Raw genomic sequence first — 19,672 nt, 5'->3', positions numbered from 1 at the left:
GGCGGGGTGGGCCGAATGAGTGCCCTACTTCTGTCGTCGTACACGCGTTCGAAAGTTGGTCTATGGTGGGACGTGGGGGAGGTGAGATCCGATTGGCTCGAGGTGTGCTGGAGGTGCGTGCGGTGGACTTCACGCATCTGCACACCGTGTCCGGGTTCTCGGTGCGCCACGGCGCGTCCCACCCGGAGCGGCTGGCCGAGCGCGCCGCCGAGCGGGGGATGGGCGCGCTCGCTCTCACCGACCGGGACACCGTCGCGGGCGCCGTCCGGTTCGCCAAGGCGTGTGCGAAGCACGGGGTGCGGCCGCTGTTCGGTACCGAGCTGGCCGTGGGTGCCCCGGAGCGCGGCGCCCACCGCAGGACGCCCGTGCGCGGCGGCGCCTTCATCGACGAGTCGACACCCCGGGTCACCTTTCTCGCCCGGGACGGGGCCCGCGGCTGGGCCGAGCTGTGCCGCCTGATCACTGCCGCGCATGCCGGGGACGACCCCAAGGACATCCGTCTGCCCTGGGTGGAGAACCACGGCGACGGCCTCACCGTGCTGCTCGGCCCCGCCTCCGACGTGGGCCGCGCGCTCACCGCCGGGCGCCCCGACCGGGCGGCCGCGCTGCTCGCCCCCTGGCGCGAGATCTACGGCGACGCCCTGCGCCTCGAAGCCGTCCACCACGGGCGGACGGGGACGGGCCCCGGCTCGCTGCGCCTGGCCGCCCGCACCGTCGGCTTCGCCGCCGAACAGGGGATCCGCCCGGTCCTCAGCAACGACGTCCGCTACGCCGACCCGGGCGCGGGCCCCGTCGCCGACGTCCTGGACGCCGCGCGCCGCCTCGTGCCCGTCGACCCCACCAAGGAGCTCGACAGCGGCGAGCGGTGGCTGAAGGGGCCCGACGCCATGCTGCGCGAGGCCGAGCGGATCGTGGAGGCGGCCGGCTTCCATCGGAACACCGCGTACCGGCTGCTCGAACAGACCCGTGACACGGCCGACGCCTGCCGCGTCGACCCCGAGGAGGACCTGGGGATCGGCTCCGTACGCTTCCCCGAACCGCACCTCGTGGGCGCCGGGCGGCGCACCGCGCAGCGCGTCCTCGCCTCGCGAGCGACGGCCGGCATGGTCCGCCTCGGCCACGCGGGGAGCCGCCTCTACTGGGAGCGGCTCCACCGCGAGCTGGACATCATCACGCACTACGACTTCGCCACCTACTTCCTGACGGTGGCTCAAGTCGTGGACGACGTACGGGACATGGGCGTCCGGGTCGCGGCACGCGGCTCAGGCGCCGGATCGCTGGTCAACTATCTGCTCGGCATCGCCAACGCCGACCCCGTCGAGCACGGCCTGCTCATGGAGCGCTTCCTGTCCAAGCGGCGGGCCGTCCTGCCCGACATCGACATCGACGTCGAGTCCGCGCGCCGCCTGGACGTCTACCGGGCGATCCTCGACCGGTTCGGCGCCGAGCGCGTCGCCACCGTCGCGATGCCGGAGACCTACCGGGTGCGCCATGCGATACGTGACGTCGGCGCGGCCCTGTCCATGGACCCCGCCGACATCGACCGCATCGCCAAGGCGTTCCCGCACGTCCGGGCCCGCGACGCCCGCACGGCCATGGCCGAACTGCCCGAACTCCGCGATATCGCCGGGGAGTTCGGCGATCACCCCAGGCTGTGGGAGTTGGTCGAGGCGCTCGACGCGCTGCCCCGCGGGGTCGCCATGCACCCGTGCGGGGTGCTGCTCTCCGACGCCTCCCTGCTCGCCCGGACGCCGACCGTGCCGACCAGCGGTGAGGGCTTCCCCATGTCCCAGTTCGACAAGGAGGACGTGGAGGACCTCGGGCTGCTCAAGCTGGACGTGCTCGGGGTGCGGATGCAGTCCGCGATGGCGCACGCCGTGGCGGAGGTCGAGCGGGCGACCGGTACGTCCGTGGACCTCGACGCCGTGGAGCAGGGGGACCCGGAGACGTACCGGCTCATCCAGTCCACCGAGACGCTCGGCTGCTTCCAGATCGAGTCGCCGGGCCAGCGGGACCTGGTGGGACGGCTGCAGCCCGCCACCTTCGACGACCTGGTCGTGGACATCTCGCTGTTCCGCCCCGGGCCCGTCGCCGCCGACATGGTGCGGCCGTTCATCGAGGCGCGGCACGGCCGGGCACCGGCCCGCTACCCGCACCCGGACCTGGAGGAGGCACTGCGCGAGACGTACGGCGTCGTCGTCTTCCACGAGCAGATCATCAAGATCGTCGACATCATGACCGGCTGCGGCCGCGACGAGGCCGACCGGGTGCGGCGCGGCCTCTCCGACCCCGAGTCGCAGGCGCGCATCCGGTTCTGGTTCGCGCAGCACGCGGCGGTGCGCGGCTACGACGCCGAGACCATCGAGCGGACCTGGGGGATCGTGGAGGCGTTCGGTTCGTACGGGTTCTGCAAGGCGCACGCCGTGGCCTTCGCCGTCCCCACGTACCAGTCGGCGTGGCTGAAAGCCCACCATCCGGCGGCGTTCTACGCGGGGCTGCTCACGCACGACCCCGGCATGTACCCGAAGCGGCTGCTGCTCGCCGACGCGCGGCGGCGGGGGGTGCCGGTGCTCCCGCTGGACGTGAACCGGTCCGCGGTCGCTCATCAGATCGAACTGGTGTCCGAGGATGGTGCTCCCGAGGAGTGGGGCGTCCGGCTCGCGCTCTCCGACGTGTACGGCATCAGCGAGGCGGAGGCCGAACGGATCGCGGCGGGCCGCCCGTACGCCTCGCTGCTCGACTTCTGGGAGCGGGCCCGGCCGAGCCGGCCCCTCGCCACGCGGCTCGCGCAGGTCGGCGCGCTCGACGCGTTCGGCGCCAACCGCCGTGATCTGCAACTGCATCTGACGGAGCTTCAGCGCTCCGGCCGGGGCTCGCGCGGCGAGCAGCTGCCGCTGACCGGCGGCCGGCGCACCGCCTCGGCCGGACTGCCCGACCTCGGCGACACGGAACGGATCAGCGCCGAACTCGGCGTGCTCGGGATGGACGCGTCGCGGCACCTCATGGGCGACTACGAACAGTTCCTCGGCGAGTTGGGTGTCGTGTCGGCGCGGCGGCTGCGGGAGGCCGAGCACGGCAGCACCGTGCTCGTGGCCGGGGCCAAGGCGGCCACCCAGACCCCGCCGATCCGGTCCGGGAAGCGGGTCGTCTTCACGACCCTCGACGACGGCACGGGCCTGGTCGACCTCGCGTTCTTCGACGACGCGCACGCCGCGTGCGCGCACACCGTCTTCCACTCGTGGCTGCTGCTCGTACGCGGCACGGTGCAGCGGCGCGGGCCGCGCAGCCTGAGCGTGGTGGGCGAAGCGGCCTGGAACCTGGCCGAGTTGACGGAGGTGTACCGGGAGAAGGGCCTCGACGAGGTGGCGCGGTGGATGACCGCGCCGCCGCCCGGAGCCGAGGACGAAGAGGGATCCGACGGGACCGGGCGGCGGATCCGGATGGCCAACGGGTTCGTGATGAACCCGTGGGCCGACCTGAAACCGGCCGGAGACGGAAGCCAGGGCCCGCGGCGCAAGCTGTGGCACCAGAGCCAGGGGAGTGCGGGGTGAGCGCGGTGGAACGGGAGAACCATGACGGGCGGGGCGGCGTGCTGTGCGTGCGCTTCCTGCTGCCGCCCGCGCACGAGGCGTCGCTGCCCCGGCTGCTCTCCCTCCTCGCCGGGTTCAGCCCGGCCGTCGAGGCGCTGCCGCCCGACACCGCCCTCGTCGATCTGCGCGGCGCCGTCCGGTACTTCGGGCGCGACGCACGGCAGATCGCCTCCGTCATCCGGGTACGCGCCGTCGCCCTGCACGGCGTGGAGTGCGTGATCGGGGCCGGGCCCGGACCGATGATCGCGCGGATGGCCGCGCGCGAGGCCGCGCCCGGCGTGACCCAAGTGGTGCGTGACGTGCGGGAGTTCCTCGACGGGCAGCCTGTCGGCGCGCTCCCCGGGGTCGGCGCCGCCACCGCACGGACCCTGTGCGAGTACGGGCTCGACACGGTCGGCCGGCTCGCCGCCGCGCCGCTGTCCACGGTGCAGCGCCTCACCACGGCGCGGACCGGGCGCGAGCTGCACGACAAGGCGCGTGGCATCGACCGCGCCCGGGTCGTCCCGAACGCCGCCGCGCGCTCCCTCGCCGCCGAACGCGGCTTCGTACGCGACGAGTTGGACCCGTACCGGCACCGGCGCGCGCTGCTGGCCGCGGCCGACGAGGTCGGTGCCCGGATGCGGGACGAGGGGCAGGTGTGCCGCTCGCTGACCCTGACGGTGCGCTACGCCGACCGGTCCTCGACCGTACGCAGCCGGGTGCTCCCCGAGCAGACCGCCCACTCCGTCGCCCTGGCCACGGCCGCGTACCGGATGTACGAGGCGCTGGGGTTGCAGCGGGCCCGGGTGCGGGGCATCTCCTTACGCGCGGAGGGGCTCGGGCCCGCCGGGGCGGCGTCCCGGCAGTTGACCTTCGACCCGGTGGACGAGCGGGCCCGGGTCCTGGAAGCGGTGGCCGACCGGGCCAGGGCGCGGTTCGGTCCGGGGGCGATCGTGCCCGCCTCGCTCGCGGCCTGAACTCGCGCAACCAGGTGCTCAGTTCGCCCAGGGCGGCGTGATGCGGGTGCCGTCCGCCAGCTCGGCCTCCAGGCCCACCGAGGTCGTCACCCACATCGTGGCCGGCGTGCCTGTCGGGTTCTCGACAGCGAGGGTCGTGCCCGCGTTCACGATCGCCGTGTCGCCCGGCACGAGGGTGTGGGCGATGCCGTCGAGCGTGAGACGCAGGGAGCCGGTCAGCAGATGCAGGATCTCCTCGCGGGAGACGGTGTGCGCGGGCGCCTTCGTGCCGGCCGGGATCTCGCCCCGCCAGGCGGCCAGCTCCTTGCTGCCGGTGCCGGGGGCGGCGTACGAGACGAAGCGGGCGCCGTGCAGTTCGTGGACGACGGCTTCCGCCGCGCGGACTACGGGCATGGGTGCTCCTTGAGTGTGAGGTGATGCGTACGCGTACGCGGGAGGGAGCCGACCGTATGGATAGTGGTCAAGCTCCTTGACTATATCGTCAAGCTGCTTGACCAAAGCGTCAAGGGTGTTTCAATACCTGCGTGCAGAACTCGGAAGCCATGGCCCTGTCCGTCGCCCTGCTCGCCGCCGCGGGCGAGCTGACGCAACGTATCCACGCGTCCGTCGTGGCCAGGGGTTTCGAGGACCTGCGGCCCGCGCACGGCTTCGCGTTCGTGCGGCTCGGCACCGGGGACGCGACCGCCACCGATCTCGCCGTGCACCTCGGTGTGACCAAGCAGGCCGCCGGCCAGCTCGTCGACGAACTCGTGCGCAAGGGATACGTCGAGCGACGCCCGCACCCGACGGACGCGCGCGCCCGGCTCGTCGTGCTGACCGAGCGAGGACGGGCCTGCACCCGGGCGGCGGAGGACGCCATGGCCGAGGCGGTGCGGCCGTGGGCGGAGCGCCTCGGGGAGGACGGGGTACGGGCGCTGTGCGAGCAGTTGACGGCCGTAGCACCCGAAGGGCCCGTCCGGCCCGCCTGGTGACGCCACGCCTGAGGGCCGCCGCCTCCCGCAGGGCGGGGAGACGGCGGCCCCGTATCGGGGGTGCGGGTCAGCGGCTGTGCCGGCCGCCCGCCACCGCGCGGCGGCGCACCGAGGCGAACAGGCCCGCCGCGCCGACCGCCAGGGCTGCCGCACCGCCCACCGCGATGTACGGGGTGGTGGAGTCGCCGCCGGTCTCGGCGAGGTTCTCCGCGCCGCCCTGCGCGGCGAGCTGCTCGCCCGTACCGCCGCTCGCGCCGGAGCCGTCGGCCGCGTCGGCGGCGGCCGCGGGGGACGCCGACTCGTGCGTCTCATGCGCCTCGTGCGCCTCGTGCGTCGCGGTGTCGTCGCCGCTCATGTCCATGCCGCCGTGGTCGATCGTCGACTTGTCGGCGTCCTTCGCGATCTGCTCGTCGGACGGCACCGACGGGGCGGACGCCGCCGGGGCCGCGCCCGCGCCGGTGGAACTGCCGCCGTACGTCACGTCCGAGCAGGAGTAGAACGCCTCCGGGCTGTCCGAACGCTGCCAGATGCCGTAGATCAGCTGGCGGCCCGTGCGCTCGGGCAGCGTGCCGGAGAAGGTGTAGAAGCCGCCCTCGGCCGTCGGGTCCGTCTTCGTCGCGACCGGGTGCTCCAGGTCCAGGTCGGACCAGGCCAGCGGCTTCGACGCGTCGTAGCCCTGCTTTGTCAGGTAGAGGTTGAAGGTGCCCTTGTGCGGGGCGGTCACCTTGTACTTGAAGGTGTACGAGCCCGCCGAGACCTGCGTCGCCGGCCAGTCGGCGCGGGCCAGGTCCATGCCCTTGAACTCGTCCGAGTTCGCCGAGCACAGCTTGCCGTCCGGGATGCGCTCCTGGGACTTGCCGCCCGCCTCGCCGTCCCGGATGCCGTTCCAGTCGTACAGCGCCTGCGTGCCGCCCGCGGCGACCGCCGCCTTGCACGCCGCCGAGGTGGGGTTCTCCGCGCCCTCGGCGTAGCAGGCCGCCACCCTGCTGGCCGGGTCGCCGAGCGTGCCGTGCGCTGCCGCGGGGGTGGCCGACAGGGTGATCAGGGCGAGCGGGGTGACGCCGGTGGCGGCGAGTGCGGCGATCTTGCGGGGCGTGGGCATGGGGGCTCCTGGGCGTTCGCGAACGGGGGGTCGTGGCAGCGAAGTTAGCCCGGGGAGTTGCTCGGATCTGCCCCTCTGGGGGGTCTGAGTTGATCTTTATGGCGCGCTTAAGGCCGGGCTCAGATTGTGCTCAGGAACAGCGGCCGCGGATGGTTCTCTCGTGAGTGGGTGCGGCGTCGTCGTGGCCGTTCGCGCGGTTCCCCGCGCCCCTGAAAGCCGCCTCCGCGCCGTAGAGGGACCGGTCGTGTCGGTGGGTGCGGCGTCGTCGTGGCCGTTCGCGCGGTTCCCCGCGCCCCTGGCGGGGTCGTGGGTGCTCGCGCAGTTCACCGCGGCCCTATGCCACCCACTTGTACCGGCGTTCCGGGCGGCCCGTGCCCCCGTACCGGAGTGTCACCCTCGCTCGGCCCGTGGCCGCGAAGAACTCCAGGTAGCGGCGGGCGCTCACGCGGGACAAGGAGCCTGCCTCCTGGGCGCACTCCGTGGCCGACAGGCCCTGCGGGTGGGCGCGCAGCGTGCGTTCCACCAGGTCCGCGGTGTGCGCGGCCAGGCCCTTCGGCAGCTCCCGCGAACCCGGCGGACGCGCGCCGAAGATCTGGTCGACGTCCTCCTGGCGCGCCTCGTCGAGCGTGTCGAGCCGCGCCCGTACCGCCGCCACATGCCGCAACTGTTCCTGCAGCGCCGCCTGGTTGAACGGCTTGATCAGATAGTGCAGCGCCCCCGCCCGCAGCGCCGCCCGCACGATCTCCGCGTCCCGCGCCGCGGTGATGAACAGCGCGTCCACCGGCGCCCGCGACGGATCCCGCTCCTCGGCCGCCCGCAGCTCCCGCAACACGTCGATGCCGTCCATGTCCGGCAAGTACACATCCAGGAGCACCAGATCGGGGCGGACCGCCTCCGCGGCGCGCAACGCCTCCGCCCCGCTGTGCGCCACCCCGGCCACCACGAACCCGTCCAGCGCGGACACGTACCGGCTGTGCAGCTTGGCGACCATGAAGTCGTCGTCCACGACCAGCACTTTCGTCACTGGCGCAGGGTAGGTGCGCGACCACAAGGACCACAACGTTCCTTGGTTGCGGAAGAGAGACAGCTCGTTCACACGTAGGCAACATGTGGGCCACCTCACAACCCCGTACGACCCGACCCCCGTATCTCGACAGGTGGTGGCACCCGTGCGCCTGCGCACACCCCTCGCCCTGCTCGGAGCCGCGGCTCTCGTCCTGGTGGGGCCGCCCCTGCTCACCACGGGCAGCGGCGCCGACACCGGCACACAGATCCCCGGCCTGCGCCTCATGGTCCCCAACACGCCCGGCGGCGGCTACGACATCACGGCACGCACCGCGGCGAAGAACGCCGAGGACGCCGGGCTCACGCACAACATCGAGGTGTTCAACCTGCCCGGCGCGGGCGGCACCGTAGGACTCACCCGCCTCGTCGGCGAACACGGCAACGGCAAGCTCGCCATGTCCATGGGCCTCGGCGTCGTCGGAGCCGCGCGCTCGAACCACGCCCCGAAGACCCTCGCCGACACCACCCCCATCGCCCGCCTCACCGAGGAGGCGGACGTCGTCGTGGTCGCGAAGGACTCCCCGTACAAGGACATCGGGCAGCTCGTCGACGCGTGGAAGAAGAACCCGGGCAAACTGCCCGTCGGCGGCGGCTCGTCACCCGGCGGGCCCGACCACCTGGCGCCCATGCTCATGGCCCGGGCCGCCGGTATCTCGCCCAAGAAGGTCAACTACATCCCCTTCGACGGCGGCGGTGAACTCCTCGCCTCCATCCTCGGCAACAAGGTCGCCTTCGGCGTCTCCGGCGTCGGCGAGTACCTCGACCAGATCAAGAGCGGCGAACTGCGCCTCCTCGCCGTCACCGGCCCCGAACGCGTCCCCGGGCTCGACGGGCCGACCCTCAAGGAGTCCGGCTACGACGTCGACTTCACCAACTGGCGCGGCATCGTCGCCCCGCCCGGCCTCACCGACACCCAGCGCTCCAAACTCACCGCGCTGGTACGCAAACTGCACGCCTCCGAGGAATGGAAGCAGTCGCTGAAGAAGAACGGCTGGGACGACGCGTTCCTCGTCGGCGACGACTTCGGCACGTTCCTGGCCGCCCAGGACAAGAACGTCGTGTCCGTGCTGAAGGAGCTGGGACTGTGACCCCCACCGAAACCCAGGAGCGGCCCGACACCGGAAAGTCCTGGCTGCGCGACCACTCCGAACTCGGCGTCTGCGTCCTGCTCCTCGCACTCGGCGCCCTCGTCCTCACCGACGCGCTCACCATGAACGTCGACCTGACCCAGCGCGGACCCGTCGGCCCCAAGACGGTCCCGATCGTCGTCGGCGCCGGACTCCTCGTCGTCGCCGTCCTGCTCGCCGTCGACGTCCTGCGCGGCGGCCGCGGCGAGGCCGAGGGCGGCGAGGACATCGACCTGTCCGAACCCGCCGACTGGCGCACGGTCCTGCTCCTCACCGGCGTCTTCCTCGCCACCGCCGTCCTCATCGAACCGCTCGGCTTCCCCATCGCGGGCGCTTTGCTGTTCTGGGGCGCCGCCTACGCCCTCGGCAGCCGCCACCTCCAGCGCGACCCGCTGATCGCCGCCGGACTCTCCCTCCTCACCTACGTCGTCTTCAACAACCTGCTCGGCGTCCCCCTGCCGGGCGGCCCCCTGATGGGAGCGCTGTGACGCGATGAACGCCCTCAACTCCCTCATGGACGGCTTCGGTACCGCCCTCACCCCCGTCAACCTCCTGTGGGCGGCGCTCGGCGTCCTCCTCGGCACGGCCATCGGCGTCCTGCCCGGCATCGGCCCCGCCATGGCGGTCGCCCTGCTCCTCCCGGTCACCTACGGACTCGAACCCACCGGCGCGTTCATCATGTTCGCGGGCATCTACTACGGCGCCATGTTCGGCGGCTCGACGACCTCGATCCTGCTCAACACCCCCGGCGAGAGCGCCGCGGTCGTCGCCGCCATGGAAGGCAACCCGATGGCGAAGGCCGGACGCGGGGCACAAGCCCTCGCCGCGGCCGCCATCGGGCACTTCGCCGGCGGCATGATCGGCACGATCCTGCTCGTCGCGCTCGCCCCCAAGGTCGCCTCGCTCGCCGTCGACATCGGCGCCCCCGACTACTTCGCGATCATGGTCCTCGCGTTCATCGCCGTGACATCGGTCCTCGGCTCGTCCCGCGTACGCGGACTCGCGTCCCTGCTGATCGGCCTCACCATCGGGTTGGTCGGCCTGGACCAGATGACCGGCCAGCAGCGGCTCACCTTCGGCTCGTTGCAGCTCGCCGACGGTGTCGACGTCGTCATCGTCGCGGTCGGCCTCTTCGCCATCGGTGAAGCCCTGTGGGTCGCCGCGCACCTGCGCCGCACCAGCGGCGAGGCCATCCCCGTCGGCCGCCCCTGGCTCGGCAAGGCGGACGTGAAGCGCACCTGGAAGTCCTGGCTGCGCGGCCCGCTCATCGGCTTCCCCTTCGGCGCGATCCCCGCCGGCGGCGCCGAGATCCCGACCTTCCTCTCCTACGTCACCGAGAAGCGCCTCTCCAAGCACAAGGAGGAATGGGGCAAGGGCGCCATCGAAGGCGTCGCGGGCCCGGAATCCGCGTCCTCGGCGTCGGCGGCGGGCACGCTGGTCTCCATGCTCACGCTCGGCCTGCCGACCACGGCCGTCGCCGCGGTCATGCTCGCCGCGTTCCAGCAGTACGGCATCCAGCCGGGCCCGCTCCTCTTCGAACGCGAACCCGACCTGGTCTGGGGCCTGATCGCCTCGCTCTTCGTCGGCATGGTCCTGCTCCTCGCCCTGAACCTGCCCCTCGCTCCCGTCTGGGCGAAACTGCTCCGCATCCCGCGCCCCTACCTCTACGCGGGCATCCTCTTCTTTGCCGCGGTCGGCGCGTACGCGGTCGGCGGGGAGTCCCTCGACCTCGTCATCCTGCTCGTCATCGGCCTCATCGGGTTCGGCATGCGCCGCTACGGGCTGCCCGTCCTGCCCGCCGTCATCGGCGTCATCCTCGGCCCGAACGCCGAGCAACAACTGCGCCGCGCCCTGCAGATCAGCGACGGCAGCGTCAGCGGCCTCGTCGACACACCGTTCTCCGTGACCGTGTACGCGCTCGTGCTGCTCATCGTGGCGTGGCCACTGGCGAAGACGCTGGTGAAGAAGCTGGTGGTGCGGGGGAGGGGAAGTGACGTAGACAAGGCTGCATGAGCAGCGAACCGAAGACCGGCGAATCGAAGACCGGCGAATCGATGAGCGGCGAACCCCATGCGGTCCGCCGTGCCGACGCCGCCGATGTACCGGCCGTCAAAGCCGTCACTGATGCGGCGTACCGGCCCTACATCGCCCGCATCGGCGTCGTGCCCCAGCCCATGGAGGCCGACCACGCGGCGAACGTGGCGGCGGGCCTGGTGCACGTCACAGGGAACCCGGAGGTGATCGGCCTGGTCGTCGTGGAGGCGCGCCGGGACCACCTCTTCCTCGACAGCATCGCGGTCCACCCCGACGCCCACGGGCAAGGGGTGGGCCGCGTCCTGCTCGCCTTCGTCGACGAGCACGCACGCGCCCGCGGGCTGCCCGAAGTGCGGCTCTGCACCAACGCGTTGATGGTGGAGGACCAGAAGCTCTATCCGCGGTACGGATACGAGGTCGTGGAGCGCCGGACCGACGGCCCCTACGACCGCATCCACTACCGCAAGCGTCTCACTCGCATGTGACCGTCCCGCCTACTCGTCGGGCCACCACGTCTTGCGCACATCCTTGCGGACCTCCGGGCGCTCGCGCGCCTTCTCGGTCGCCTCTTCCCGTAGCCGGCGCGTAATGGTGCTCGCTCCGGTGGGCTTGTGCATGGTCACTCGGCGCATCGTGCCTCCTGTACCTACACGGGTTCCAACGTGCTGCCGTTGTAGACCTGTTCCCGGAGCGTTGCTCATCGAAGCGCAATTGTCAGTGGCGGTTGTCACGATGTGGGAATGACGCTCTCACCAGCAAGCACCGAATGGGACGCGGCGGCGGCCGCTTTCGACGACGAGCCCGACCACGGCCTGCGGGACCCCGAGGTCCGCGCCGCCTGGGCGGAGCGCCTCGCGGGCTGGCTGCCACCGACCCCGGGCGACCTGCTGGACCTCGGCTGCGGCACGGGTTCCGTATCGCTCCTCGCGGCCGAGCGGGGACACCGCGTGACCGGCGTGGACTTCGCGCCGAACATGGTGGAGCGGGCCCGCATAAAGCTGGCGAACCATGACGCGGAGTTCCTGGTCGGGGACGCGGCGTCACCGCCGGTACCGGCGGCCTCGTACGACGTGGTGCTCGTCCGGCACGTCCTGTGGGCGCTGCCCGAACCGGCGGCGGCGCTGCGGCACTGGGTGACGCTGCTGCGGCCCGGGGGCCGGCTCGTGCTGGTCGAGGGGGTGTGGGGCGAGGTGGACCCGGCCGGGATACCGGCGGACCGGCTCCTGGGCTGGGCACGGCGGTGGTTCGTCGACGTACGGCACGAAGCGTTGTCGGCGGACGTGCGGTTGTGGGGCAAACAGATCGGTGACGAGCGGTACGCCGTCGTCGCGGGGCCGGGCCGCGTTGTCAGTGGCGCGTGATCCCATGCACGGTATGAGCGAAGCGGAGCGCGTGCACCGGGCCTGGGACCGTATCGAGGCGTGGATGCGCGACCACGCCCCGACGGCACTCGCCGGGCTGCGGCCACCGGCCGAGGCGTCCCAGGTGGCGGAGATCGAGCGGGAGTTGGGGCTGACGCTGCCCCCGGGCCTCGTCGCGTCCCTGGCCCGGCATGACGGTGTCGCGTCAGGCGGCGGGCAGTTGGCGTTCCCGGGCGGTGACCGGCCGATGAGTGCGGCGGAGATCCTGAAGGACGCCCGGATGGCACGGGACCTGTGGGACGACGGGAGCGAGGACGGGGAGCAGATCCTCGACGGGGACTACTGGCACCGTCAGTACCTGATGGTCGCCGCTCAGGCCAACGTACCGGACGGCCTCGCCCTCGACTGCCGTCCCGGCGCTTCCTTCGGCGAGGTCGGCGACCACTTCAAAGGCGAGGGCACACGGTTCGGTCATCACGGCTCGTACGCGGAACTCCTGACCGGTCTCGCCGACGCGCTGGAGAGCGGGCAGCCCGCGGGGTGGCCGCTGAAATATGTCGCCGTGCCCTTCGACGGGGAGATGTCCTGGGAGTCGGCGCCGAAACCGCCGACCGAGCCGGTGTCCCTGTTCGAGGAGGCGGCCCGGGCGCGGACTCCGGCTCCGGTCGAGCCGGTCGGCGGAGAGCTCGCGCCGGTCGCGGAGGACGGATGGGCGGGCGAGTATCGCTCCTTCTGCCTCACCTTCGTGCACGGCGTGAGCACCGGGGAACTGCTGCACGGATATGGGGCGTTGGACGGCGCCTTCACCGGCCGCACCCGCACCGAGGCGTTCGAGGACAGGGGTCGCTGGACCAACTGCTTCCTGCCGATCGTCCGCGCCGGGTACGCGGGGGAGTGGGCCTTCGGCATCGAAGAGGGGCACCAAGAGGGCCTGCGTGACGAGGTGCTGCGTCGTCTGTCGCGGGGCACGCGAGCCGTAGCGCTGCGGCACAGAGGCGCCACCCAGTTGTCCTACTACGAGGACGGGCGGCTGGTCACCGGATTCGACACAAGCCGTGACCACCTGATGCCGGGCGAGGCCGACCCGCACGACATCTTCCCCGGGCTGCCGGGCCCGCGCCGCGTCCCGGCGCCGCCGCTCGGGCGCCCGCCGCTCGGCCGACCCTTGGGAGCCCTGATCATGGGGCTCCAGAGCGCGGAGAACGTGCGGCCCGACCTGCGGCAGGTGTGCGACGCCGTAGCCGCGGCCCTGGGGATCGACCTCGCCCCGGACGCTCTCGGCGGCGCACTGCCCAGCGCCCGGATCCTGCCGCTGCTGGCGCCGATACCGGGATCGAGCGGCCCGGTGGGGTACGGCATGGGAGACCGGGTCGACGGGGCTGACCCGGGCAGGCTGCGTACCGCCCTCATCGCGCAGGCGGCGCTGGCTGCCGCGGAGACCGGGCTCGACCGGTTCCCGGAGGTGGCCGACGCCCTCACCGAGGCCCGTACCGACCCCGCTCCGGCACCGGTCGCCGACGACTCCCCGCTGGGCATACGTCTGCGCACCGTGGTGGCCGAGGCGCGCGGCACACATCGTGCCCAGTCGACCGACCACGGGCGCGAGCGGTTCAGGCACCAGGACTTTCAGGACTGGCAGGACCGGGAGGCCGTCGGTACCGCACTGCGCGCCCTGCGGGAACTGCCCGCACTCAAGGCGGCCCCACATGTGGTGGGGAGGCGCAAGGACCCGTACTGGCGCACCCGGTTCGTCGCTGACCTGGAAGGCGGCTGACCGGTCGGCTCGGCGGGCGGTCAGCTCAGCAAAGAGATGAACTCGCCTCGCTCGGCCAGCAGTTCGAGCTCGTCCAGGGCCCGTGTCGCCGCCTCGGCGGCGGCCGGGTCCCGCTCGGCGAGGCCGCTCTGCGCGAACTCGTCCTCGTCCAGGCGGATCACCTGCGTGCCGTCGGCGGACACCCACAGGTCGAGGTCCAGGTCCACGGAGACGAGGTCGCCGCTGTCGTCGCGGACCGCGGGGCGGGTGATGTCGCAGTACCAGCCCTTCACCGTGCCGTCGCCCGACCTGACCTCCTTGATCGCGTACCAGCGGTCGCGCCAGTAGTGCTCCGTGAACACGTCGCCGGGCTCGAAGCGCACGAATCCGAAGTCGCGCACGCCCTCGCCCGCCCAGTCGGCGCGCACGGTGACGTGCGTACCATCGTCGGAGAGCAACCGTGCCGGGTAACCGATCTTCGTGCGGCCCGCCTTGACGAGCCGCACCTTCACCGCCTCAGTCGAGGGTGCGGACATGGCGGACCTCCGTCGCGTCGATCTCGTAGCCGAACCATCGGTTGATCGCGAGCATCGGCTCGTTGCCCGCGTCGTTGCCCGTGTACGCCACCGTGCAGCCGGCCGCGCGGGCCCGGTGCAGCGAGTCGTTCTTGACGAGCTTGGCCAGGCCCCGGCCGCGGAACGCGCGGGCCGTGCCGGTCATCCCGCTCGCGTAGCGGCCCTCGCCGTCCGTGTGGGCCAGGGTGAACGCGGCCGGGCCGCCGTCCACCACCGCCACCGTCGTCAGCGCGGGGTCGAGGAGCGGGTGGCGCCAGGTGTGCGTCAACCAGTGCTCGTAGTCGGCCGGTTCGGAGCTGATGTCGCCGGGCTCGTCGGCCATGGTCTGCGCGTCCAGTGCGAACAGTGGGCGCGGATCCGCCGCGAAATCCGCCGCCGTGCACAACTCGACTCCGGGTGGCGGAACTTGGCGAGCCGGCAGCGCGCCGGCGGTCAGATCCAGGCGGAGGAAGTGCGCCGAGCGGCTTCTGCGGTAGCCGCGGGCCGCCGCCCACGCGAGGTTCCGCGGGCCGTCCAAGGCCCAGCAGTACACCCGCGTCGCACCGTGCCGCGCCAGCTGCTCCTCGGCCGTCCGCAGCAACAGGCCGCCCGCGCCCCGGCCTTCATGGTCCGGATGCACGTACACGTTGGCGTAGCCCCGGCCCGGCTCCGGGCTGTCGTGGGCGACGCCGACCTGCGCCGTGCCGATCAGCTCACCGTCGCCGGTCACCGCCACCAGCTGGCGGTAGTGGGCGTCGGGGTGCGTGCGCGCCGCGTCGTGCGTCACGGAGGCGGCGGTGGCGAGCATCCCGGGCAGGCAGACCCGGCGGACCCGGGCGAAGCCCTCGGCGTCCGCCGGGTCGCCGGGGCGCAGGGCGCGGACGAGCACGGTCATGGGCCGCACGCTACGTGCAGCCGCCGGCCGCGCGCCTCTCCTTTACCGGCGCCGCAGGCCGACGGGCGCTGCGAGTCGACCGGTACCTCGGACCGACGGGCGCTGCGAGTCGACCGGTACCGCGAGCCGACCGGCGCTGCGGAACAGACGGCGCTGCGGGACAATCGGGCGCGTGACCCTGAAGATCCGCATTGACGACAGTGCCGCCCCCTACGAGCAGGTGCGGGCCCAGATCTCCGAGCAGGCCAGGGCCGGGGCGCTGCCCGTCGGCTACCGGCTCCCCACCGTGCGCGGCCTCGCCGAGGAGCTGGGGCTCGCCGCGAACACCGTGGCCAAGGCGTACCGGGCCCTGGAGGCGGACGGGGTGATCGAGACGCGCGGGCGCAACGGCACGCTGATCGCCGCCGCGGGTGACGCCGCCGACCGGGAGGCGTCGCTCGCGGCGCAGGCCTTCGCCGAGCGGGTCCGGCGGCTCGGCCTCTCCGAGGAGGCGGCGCTGGCCGCGGCCCGGGACGCCGTGCGCGCCGCGTACTCCTGAGGCGCGGGCTACAGATACATCCCCGCGTCGGTGCCGCCCCGCTGGTCCGGCACCGCCGTCGGGGAGATGCCCCGGCGCAGCGCGTACAGCTCGGCCAGCGTCGCGCCCCCGCGGCCCAGGCCCTCCTCCGTGCCGAGCCACTCCGTCGCCTCGCGGCGGGTCAGCGGGCCCACCTCGATCCGGGCCAGGCAGCGGCCGGGGCGGACCACGGCGGGGTGCAGGCGCTCCAGGTCCTCGTTGGTGGTGACCCCCACCAGCACGTTGCGGCCCTGGCCGAGCAGGCCGTCCGTCAGGTTCAGCAGCCTGGAGAGCGCCTGGCCCGCGGTGTGCTTGGCCTCGCCGCGGATCAGCTCGTCGCAGTCCTCCAGGAGCAGCAGCCGCCAGCGGCCCTTCGCCGAGCCGTCGTCCTCGCCGATCGCGATGTCCATCAGGTAGCCGACGTCGGAGAAGAGCCGCTCGGGGTCGAGCACACAGTCGACCTGGCACCAGTCCCGCCAGGAGCGGGCCAGCGTGCGCAGCGCCGACGTCTTGCCCGTCCCCGGCGGCCCGTGCAGCAACAGCAGCCGGCCCGCGATGGACTCCGGCCGCGTCTTCATCAGCCGGTCCATGGCCTCGGCGACCGGCGCCGTGTAATTGGACCTGACCTCGTCCCACGTACCCGCCGAGATCTGCCGCGTCGTACGGTGCGGCCCGCGCCGCGGCGACACGTACCAGAAGCCCATCGCGACGTTCTCCGGCTGCGGTTCCGGTTCGTCGGCCGCGCCGTCGGTGGCCTGTCCGAGCACCTTCTCCGCCAGCTCGGGCGTGGTCGCCGTCACCGTCACGTCCGCGCCCCGGTTCCACCGGGAGACCAGCACGGTCCAGCCGTCGCCGTCGGCGAGCGTGGCGCTGCGGTCGTCGTCGCGCGCGGAGCGCAGCACGCGGGCGTCGGGCGGCAGCAGCGTGACGCCGGAGCGGACGCGGTCGATGTTCATCGCGCGCGAATGCGGCTGCTCGCCCGTGGCGAAGCGGCCCAGGAACAACGCGTCGACGACATCGGAGGGTGAGTCGCTGTCGTCGACGCCCAGCCGGACGGGCAGCGCGTCGAAGGGGTTGGCAGACATGCCGCCATGATCCGGCACGATGGTGCGGCCCGCACGTAATTTCCGGAGGGCGTCCCACGCGCACCGCCGAAAACCCTGTGACGATCCTGTGGCAACGGATGCTGTGCCTCCGCCAACTCGCGTCGTTACCCTTGCCCTTGATGGGACGTCATGGGTGGAATTCGGGGGCACGGCGGTGGCGGCTCACTGCTCTGATCGGCGTGGGGGTGGCCGCTCTCGCCCTGGTGCTGACGGTGCTGAGCACCCTTTCCGACAACAAGGTCAGTACCGCGGGCACCACTCCCGACGGCGACAAGGTGTACGGCACACCGGCCGAACCGCTGAAATCGCCGGGCCCCGCGGTCGGCTGGGGCTTCACCCACACCGAGCACTCCGCGGACGAGGGCGCCGACGCCGCCACCGAGCGCGCGGAGAAACTGCTCGCGGGGCGGCCGTTGCCGCAGAACGAGGCCATCATGGGCTGGGGGGCCGACAACCCCGAGCCGGTGAAGGGGAGTTACGACTTCGAGGCGCTGGACCGCCGCATCGGCTTCATCCGCAAGTCCGGCGGCACGCCCGTGATCACGCTGTGCTGCGCGCCCGACTGGATGAAGGGCGGCAAGGCGGGCGTCAACAAGACTAACTGGACCCAGTCGAACCTGGAGAAGGCACCCTACGCACGGCACTACCAGGACTTCGCGAACCTCGCGGCCACCGTCGCCAAGCGCTATCCGGACGTACGCCACTTCATCGTCTGGAACGAGTTCAAGGGCTTCTGGAACGACGAGGAGGGCCGCTGGGACTACGAGGGCTACACGAAGCTGTACAACCTCGTCTACAAGGCGTTGAAAAAGGTCGACAAGGACATCAGGGTCGGCGGCCCGTACCTGGTCATGGACAGTCACAACCCGAAGCAGAGCGAGGGTACGTCCGATGCCGTCACGGGCGACTGGGGCCGCATGGACCAGCGGGTCGTCGATGCCTTCGAGTACTGGAACAAGAAGAAGGCGGGCGCCGATTTCGTCGTCGTCGACGGCTCCAGCTACACGAACGACGACGAGATGCTGCCCGACGAGTTCGCGGCCACCGACAAGTTCACCGACGTGAGCAGATGGATCGAGAAGCGGACCGGGGGCCTGTCCCTGTGGTGGGCCGAGTACTACGTGGAGCCCGCGGACAGCAACGACGACCGCAAGGGCTGGAGCGAGCCGCACCGCGTCGCCGTCCAGGCGTCCGCCCTGATGGCCATGGCGAAGGGCGGCGCCACGTCCGGGTTCTACTGGAATCCCGAGACGGAGAAGGGCGCCTCCTGCGCCGGCTGCATGTGGCGGCCCACCGACCGGGCCTCCGGGGGCCGGCCGCTGCCCATGTACGGCCTCGTGTCGCGCTTCAACGAGGAGTTCGGGCCGGGCACCACGTTCCGGAGCGTGGACGTCGCCGCGGACGACGAGCCCAATGTGCGGGTCATCGGCGACGACAAGGCGGTCCTGGTGGTCAACACCCTGAACCGGGCCATCGACGCCGAGATCGACGGCAAGCGGTTCCAGATGCAGGGCTACGAAGTGAAGTGGCTGCGCCGGTAGAGCGCCCCGGCCGCCGGGGCGCTCCGCCTCGCGCTATCCCAGGCCCATCGTGAGGAACCGCTGGATCAGCGACGCGAGGACCACCGCGAGCAGCGGCAGCGAGAACCAGAACGTGGACTGCAGCCGGCGCAGCTGCCGCACACTCGGTCGGGTCGCCACCCGGAGCACCTCGCGCGCGGTCAGCAGCACGATCAGGGCGACGGCCGCGAGAGCGCCCACCACAGTCCAGGGCGTCCAGGTGATCTGGGGCCCGATCGGACCCGGATCGGCCTTCGCGACCTGGCCGGCCGGCTCCTCGCGCAACTGGTACATGGTCACGTCGTCGTTGAGGTAGACCTTCTTCAGCTCCTGCCGGTTGTCGAGGGTGTGCATGAGCCGGGTCGGCCACGTCTTCGCGTAGCCGACGTCCAGCTGGAGATAGACGACCTGACTCCTGTTGATGATCAGATACGAGTTCGGCCCCGCGTCCTTCAGCGCCTTGACCAGCCCGCCTACCAGGACCGGGTCGACCGGTGCGAGCGTCGGCACGTACTGCACCTTCTCCATGTCACGGGCGCCCCACGGCAGCGACGGCGTCACGTTGTCCACGATGTCGTCGCTCAGCCACAGCAGCCGGACCGTCGGCTCGTCGTGCGCGTAGACGTAGTCCATCGCCGCGACCTCGCCGGGCCGGATCCGCTCGAACGGCTCGTTGCCCCAGCGGGCCACGAGGAAGCCGCCCATGAGCAGCAGCCCCGCCATGAGCGCGGCCAGCGGAGCGAGGGTGACCCGCTCCCGGTCGCGTTCCTTCGCGGTGACGCCGGTGCGGGGGAACAGGCCGAGACCGGCCAGGAGCGCCGCGCCCGGCAGCGCGAACATGAAGACCCGCAGCGCCATCTCACCGCCGTACGACTGCATGCCGAAGCCCAGGAACGGCACGAAGGTGAGGACGAGGAGCGAGCGCTCGCGGTACTTCCAGTCGCGGCGGCGCCACCAGCCGAAGCAGGCGAACGCCATGACGCCGCCCGCGAGGGCCACCCGCGTGTACAGGACGAGCTTGTGGGTCGAACTGCCGTCCTGGA

18 protein-coding genes and 1 pseudogene are annotated in these 19,672 nt (G+C 72.2%); 11 read left to right on the top strand and 8 right to left on the bottom strand.

Annotated features, from left to right (window positions below):
* Positions 1–104: 104 nt before the first annotated feature.
* Both ABD366_RS16265 and ABD366_RS16260 read left to right on the top strand, forming a co-directional pair.
* Complete coding sequence (locus ABD366_RS16265) at positions 105–3,551, top strand: DNA polymerase III subunit alpha (RefSeq protein ID WP_324770181.1); 3,447 nt, start codon at positions 105–107, stop codon at positions 3,549–3,551.
* Entirely contained in the window at positions 3,548–4,546 is a 999-nt protein-coding gene (locus ABD366_RS16260) for a DNA polymerase Y family protein (protein ID WP_411293739.1), read from the top strand. Before ABD366_RS16265 ends, ABD366_RS16260 begins: the two co-directional genes overlap by 4 nt.
* 18 nt (positions 4,547–4,564) lie before the next feature.
* Here ABD366_RS16260 and ABD366_RS16255 read toward each other — a convergent pair whose 3' ends face one another.
* Positions 4,565–4,939 (bottom strand): cupin domain-containing protein, encoded by a 375-nt coding sequence (locus ABD366_RS16255; protein ID WP_324770176.1) that lies wholly within the window; start codon positions 4,937–4,939, stop codon positions 4,565–4,567.
* Between the two features lie 131 nt (positions 4,940–5,070).
* On the opposite strand from ABD366_RS16255, the gene ABD366_RS16250 reads away from it, so the two are divergent.
* Positions 5,071–5,517: a MarR family winged helix-turn-helix transcriptional regulator gene (locus tag ABD366_RS16250; protein ID WP_324770175.1), complete on the top strand. Its 447-nt coding sequence runs from the start codon at positions 5,071–5,073 to the stop codon at positions 5,515–5,517.
* Positions 5,518–5,584: 67 nt separating this feature from the next.
* On the opposite strand, the gene ABD366_RS16245 is transcribed toward ABD366_RS16250, so the two are convergent.
* Positions 5,585–6,619 (bottom strand): lytic polysaccharide monooxygenase auxiliary activity family 9 protein, encoded by a 1,035-nt coding sequence (locus ABD366_RS16245; RefSeq protein WP_344441936.1) that lies wholly within the window; start codon positions 6,617–6,619, stop codon positions 5,585–5,587.
* Between the two features lie 334 nt (positions 6,620–6,953).
* A complete protein-coding gene (locus tag ABD366_RS16240; protein WP_324768537.1) occupies positions 6,954–7,643 on the bottom strand; it encodes a response regulator in 690 nt (229 codons plus the stop codon).
* Positions 7,644–7,788: 145 nt separating this feature from the next.
* On the opposite strand from ABD366_RS16240, the gene ABD366_RS16235 reads away from it, so the two are divergent.
* The 4 genes from ABD366_RS16235 to ABD366_RS16220 are packed head-to-tail and all read left to right on the top strand — an operon-like array spanning position 7,789 to position 11,330.
* Entirely contained in the window at positions 7,789–8,772 is a 984-nt protein-coding gene (locus ABD366_RS16235; protein WP_324768536.1) for a Bug family tripartite tricarboxylate transporter substrate binding protein, read from the top strand.
* Positions 8,769–9,299 (top strand): tripartite tricarboxylate transporter TctB family protein, encoded by a 531-nt coding sequence (locus tag ABD366_RS16230; RefSeq protein WP_324768535.1) that lies wholly within the window; start codon positions 8,769–8,771, stop codon positions 9,297–9,299. Before ABD366_RS16235 ends, ABD366_RS16230 begins: the two co-directional genes overlap by 4 nt.
* Positions 9,300–9,303: 4 nt before the next feature.
* Entirely contained in the window at positions 9,304–10,824 is a 1,521-nt protein-coding gene (locus ABD366_RS16225; protein WP_324768534.1) for a tripartite tricarboxylate transporter permease, read from the top strand.
* 41 nt (positions 10,825–10,865) lie between these two features.
* Entirely contained in the window at positions 10,866–11,330 is a 465-nt protein-coding gene (locus ABD366_RS16220; RefSeq protein ID WP_324768539.1) for a GNAT family N-acetyltransferase, read from the top strand.
* A gap of 9 nt (positions 11,331–11,339) precedes the next feature.
* On the opposite strand, the gene ABD366_RS16215 is transcribed toward ABD366_RS16220, so the two are convergent.
* On the bottom strand, positions 11,340–11,477 hold the full coding sequence (locus ABD366_RS16215) for a hypothetical protein (protein ID WP_324768533.1): 138 nt from the start codon (positions 11,475–11,477) through the stop codon (positions 11,340–11,342).
* Between the two features lie 108 nt (positions 11,478–11,585).
* On the opposite strand from ABD366_RS16215, the gene ABD366_RS16210 reads away from it, so the two are divergent.
* A complete protein-coding gene (locus tag ABD366_RS16210) occupies positions 11,586–12,206 on the top strand; it encodes a class I SAM-dependent methyltransferase (protein ID WP_324768531.1) in 621 nt (206 codons plus the stop codon).
* A 13-nt stretch (positions 12,207–12,219) separates the two neighbouring features.
* A complete protein-coding gene (locus tag ABD366_RS16205; RefSeq protein WP_324768529.1) occupies positions 12,220–13,980 on the top strand; it encodes a DUF6461 domain-containing protein in 1,761 nt (586 codons plus the stop codon).
* 20 nt (positions 13,981–14,000) lie between these two features.
* Here ABD366_RS16205 and ABD366_RS16200 read toward each other — a convergent pair whose 3' ends face one another.
* On the bottom strand, positions 14,001–14,495 hold the full coding sequence (locus ABD366_RS16200; RefSeq protein ID WP_324768528.1) for a ribonuclease FAU-1 family protein: 495 nt from the start codon (positions 14,493–14,495) through the stop codon (positions 14,001–14,003).
* On the bottom strand, positions 14,476–15,408 hold the full coding sequence (locus ABD366_RS16195) for a GNAT family N-acetyltransferase (protein ID WP_324768526.1): 933 nt from the start codon (positions 15,406–15,408) through the stop codon (positions 14,476–14,478). The genes ABD366_RS16200 and ABD366_RS16195 overlap by 20 nt, the downstream gene beginning before the upstream one ends.
* A gap of 172 nt (positions 15,409–15,580) precedes the next feature.
* Between ABD366_RS16195 and ABD366_RS16190 the strand changes: the two genes are divergently transcribed.
* Positions 15,581–15,946 (top strand): GntR family transcriptional regulator, encoded by a 366-nt coding sequence (locus ABD366_RS16190; protein ID WP_324768525.1) that lies wholly within the window; start codon positions 15,581–15,583, stop codon positions 15,944–15,946.
* A gap of 8 nt (positions 15,947–15,954) precedes the next feature.
* Here the strand turns inward: ABD366_RS16190 and ABD366_RS16185 are convergent, their stop codons facing one another.
* On the bottom strand, positions 15,955–17,049 hold the full coding sequence (locus tag ABD366_RS16185; protein WP_324768524.1) for a DUF5925 domain-containing protein: 1,095 nt from the start codon (positions 17,047–17,049) through the stop codon (positions 15,955–15,957).
* A 140-nt stretch (positions 17,050–17,189) separates the two neighbouring features.
* On the opposite strand from ABD366_RS16185, the gene ABD366_RS16180 reads away from it, so the two are divergent.
* Positions 17,190–18,611 carry a GH39 family glycosyl hydrolase gene (locus ABD366_RS16180; RefSeq protein WP_324768523.1) on the top strand — a complete coding sequence of 474 codons (1,422 nt, stop codon included), beginning with the start codon at positions 17,190–17,192 and terminating at the stop codon, positions 18,609–18,611.
* A gap of 33 nt (positions 18,612–18,644) precedes the next feature.
* Here ABD366_RS16180 and ABD366_RS16175 read toward each other — a convergent pair.
* Positions 18,645–19,672 (bottom strand): annotated as a pseudogene (locus tag ABD366_RS16175) (lipopolysaccharide biosynthesis protein); the annotation flags it as partial.

The organism is Streptomyces kunmingensis, from assembly GCF_039533535.1.
GTDB classification, from domain to species: domain Bacteria; phylum Actinomycetota; class Actinomycetes; order Streptomycetales; family Streptomycetaceae; genus Streptomyces; species Streptomyces kunmingensis.
Note: the sequence above shows the minus strand (reverse complement) of the source record. Positions and strands in the feature narration are given on the sequence as shown.

What these genes read in the sequence shown, in the direction of transcription:
- ABD366_RS16215 (WP_324768533.1), bottom strand. Translation starts at nt 11,477, where the DNA reads ATGCGCCGAGTGACCATGCACAAGCCCACCGGAGCGAGCACCATTACG.
- ABD366_RS16245 (WP_344441936.1), bottom strand. Translation starts at nt 6,619, where the DNA reads ATGCCCACGCCCCGCAAGATCGCCGCACTCGCCGCCACCGGCGTCACC.
- ABD366_RS16255 (WP_324770176.1), bottom strand. Translation starts at nt 4,939, where the DNA reads ATGCCCGTAGTCCGCGCGGCGGAAGCCGTCGTCCACGAACTGCACGGC.
- ABD366_RS16210 (WP_324768531.1), top strand. Translation starts at nt 11,586, where the DNA reads ATGACGCTCTCACCAGCAAGCACCGAATGGGACGCGGCGGCGGCCGCT.
- ABD366_RS16180 (WP_324768523.1), top strand. Translation starts at nt 17,190, where the DNA reads ATGGGACGTCATGGGTGGAATTCGGGGGCACGGCGGTGGCGGCTCACT.
- ABD366_RS16205 (WP_324768529.1), top strand. Translation starts at nt 12,220, where the DNA reads ATGAGCGAAGCGGAGCGCGTGCACCGGGCCTGGGACCGTATCGAGGCG.
- ABD366_RS16200 (WP_324768528.1), bottom strand. Translation starts at nt 14,495, where the DNA reads ATGTCCGCACCCTCGACTGAGGCGGTGAAGGTGCGGCTCGTCAAGGCG.
- ABD366_RS16195 (WP_324768526.1), bottom strand. Translation starts at nt 15,408, where the DNA reads ATGACCGTGCTCGTCCGCGCCCTGCGCCCCGGCGACCCGGCGGACGCC.
- ABD366_RS16185 (WP_324768524.1), bottom strand. Translation starts at nt 17,049, where the DNA reads ATGTCTGCCAACCCCTTCGACGCGCTGCCCGTCCGGCTGGGCGTCGAC.
- ABD366_RS16220 (WP_324768539.1), top strand. Translation starts at nt 10,866, where the DNA reads ATGAGCGGCGAACCCCATGCGGTCCGCCGTGCCGACGCCGCCGATGTA.
- ABD366_RS16225 (WP_324768534.1), top strand. Translation starts at nt 9,304, where the DNA reads ATGAACGCCCTCAACTCCCTCATGGACGGCTTCGGTACCGCCCTCACC.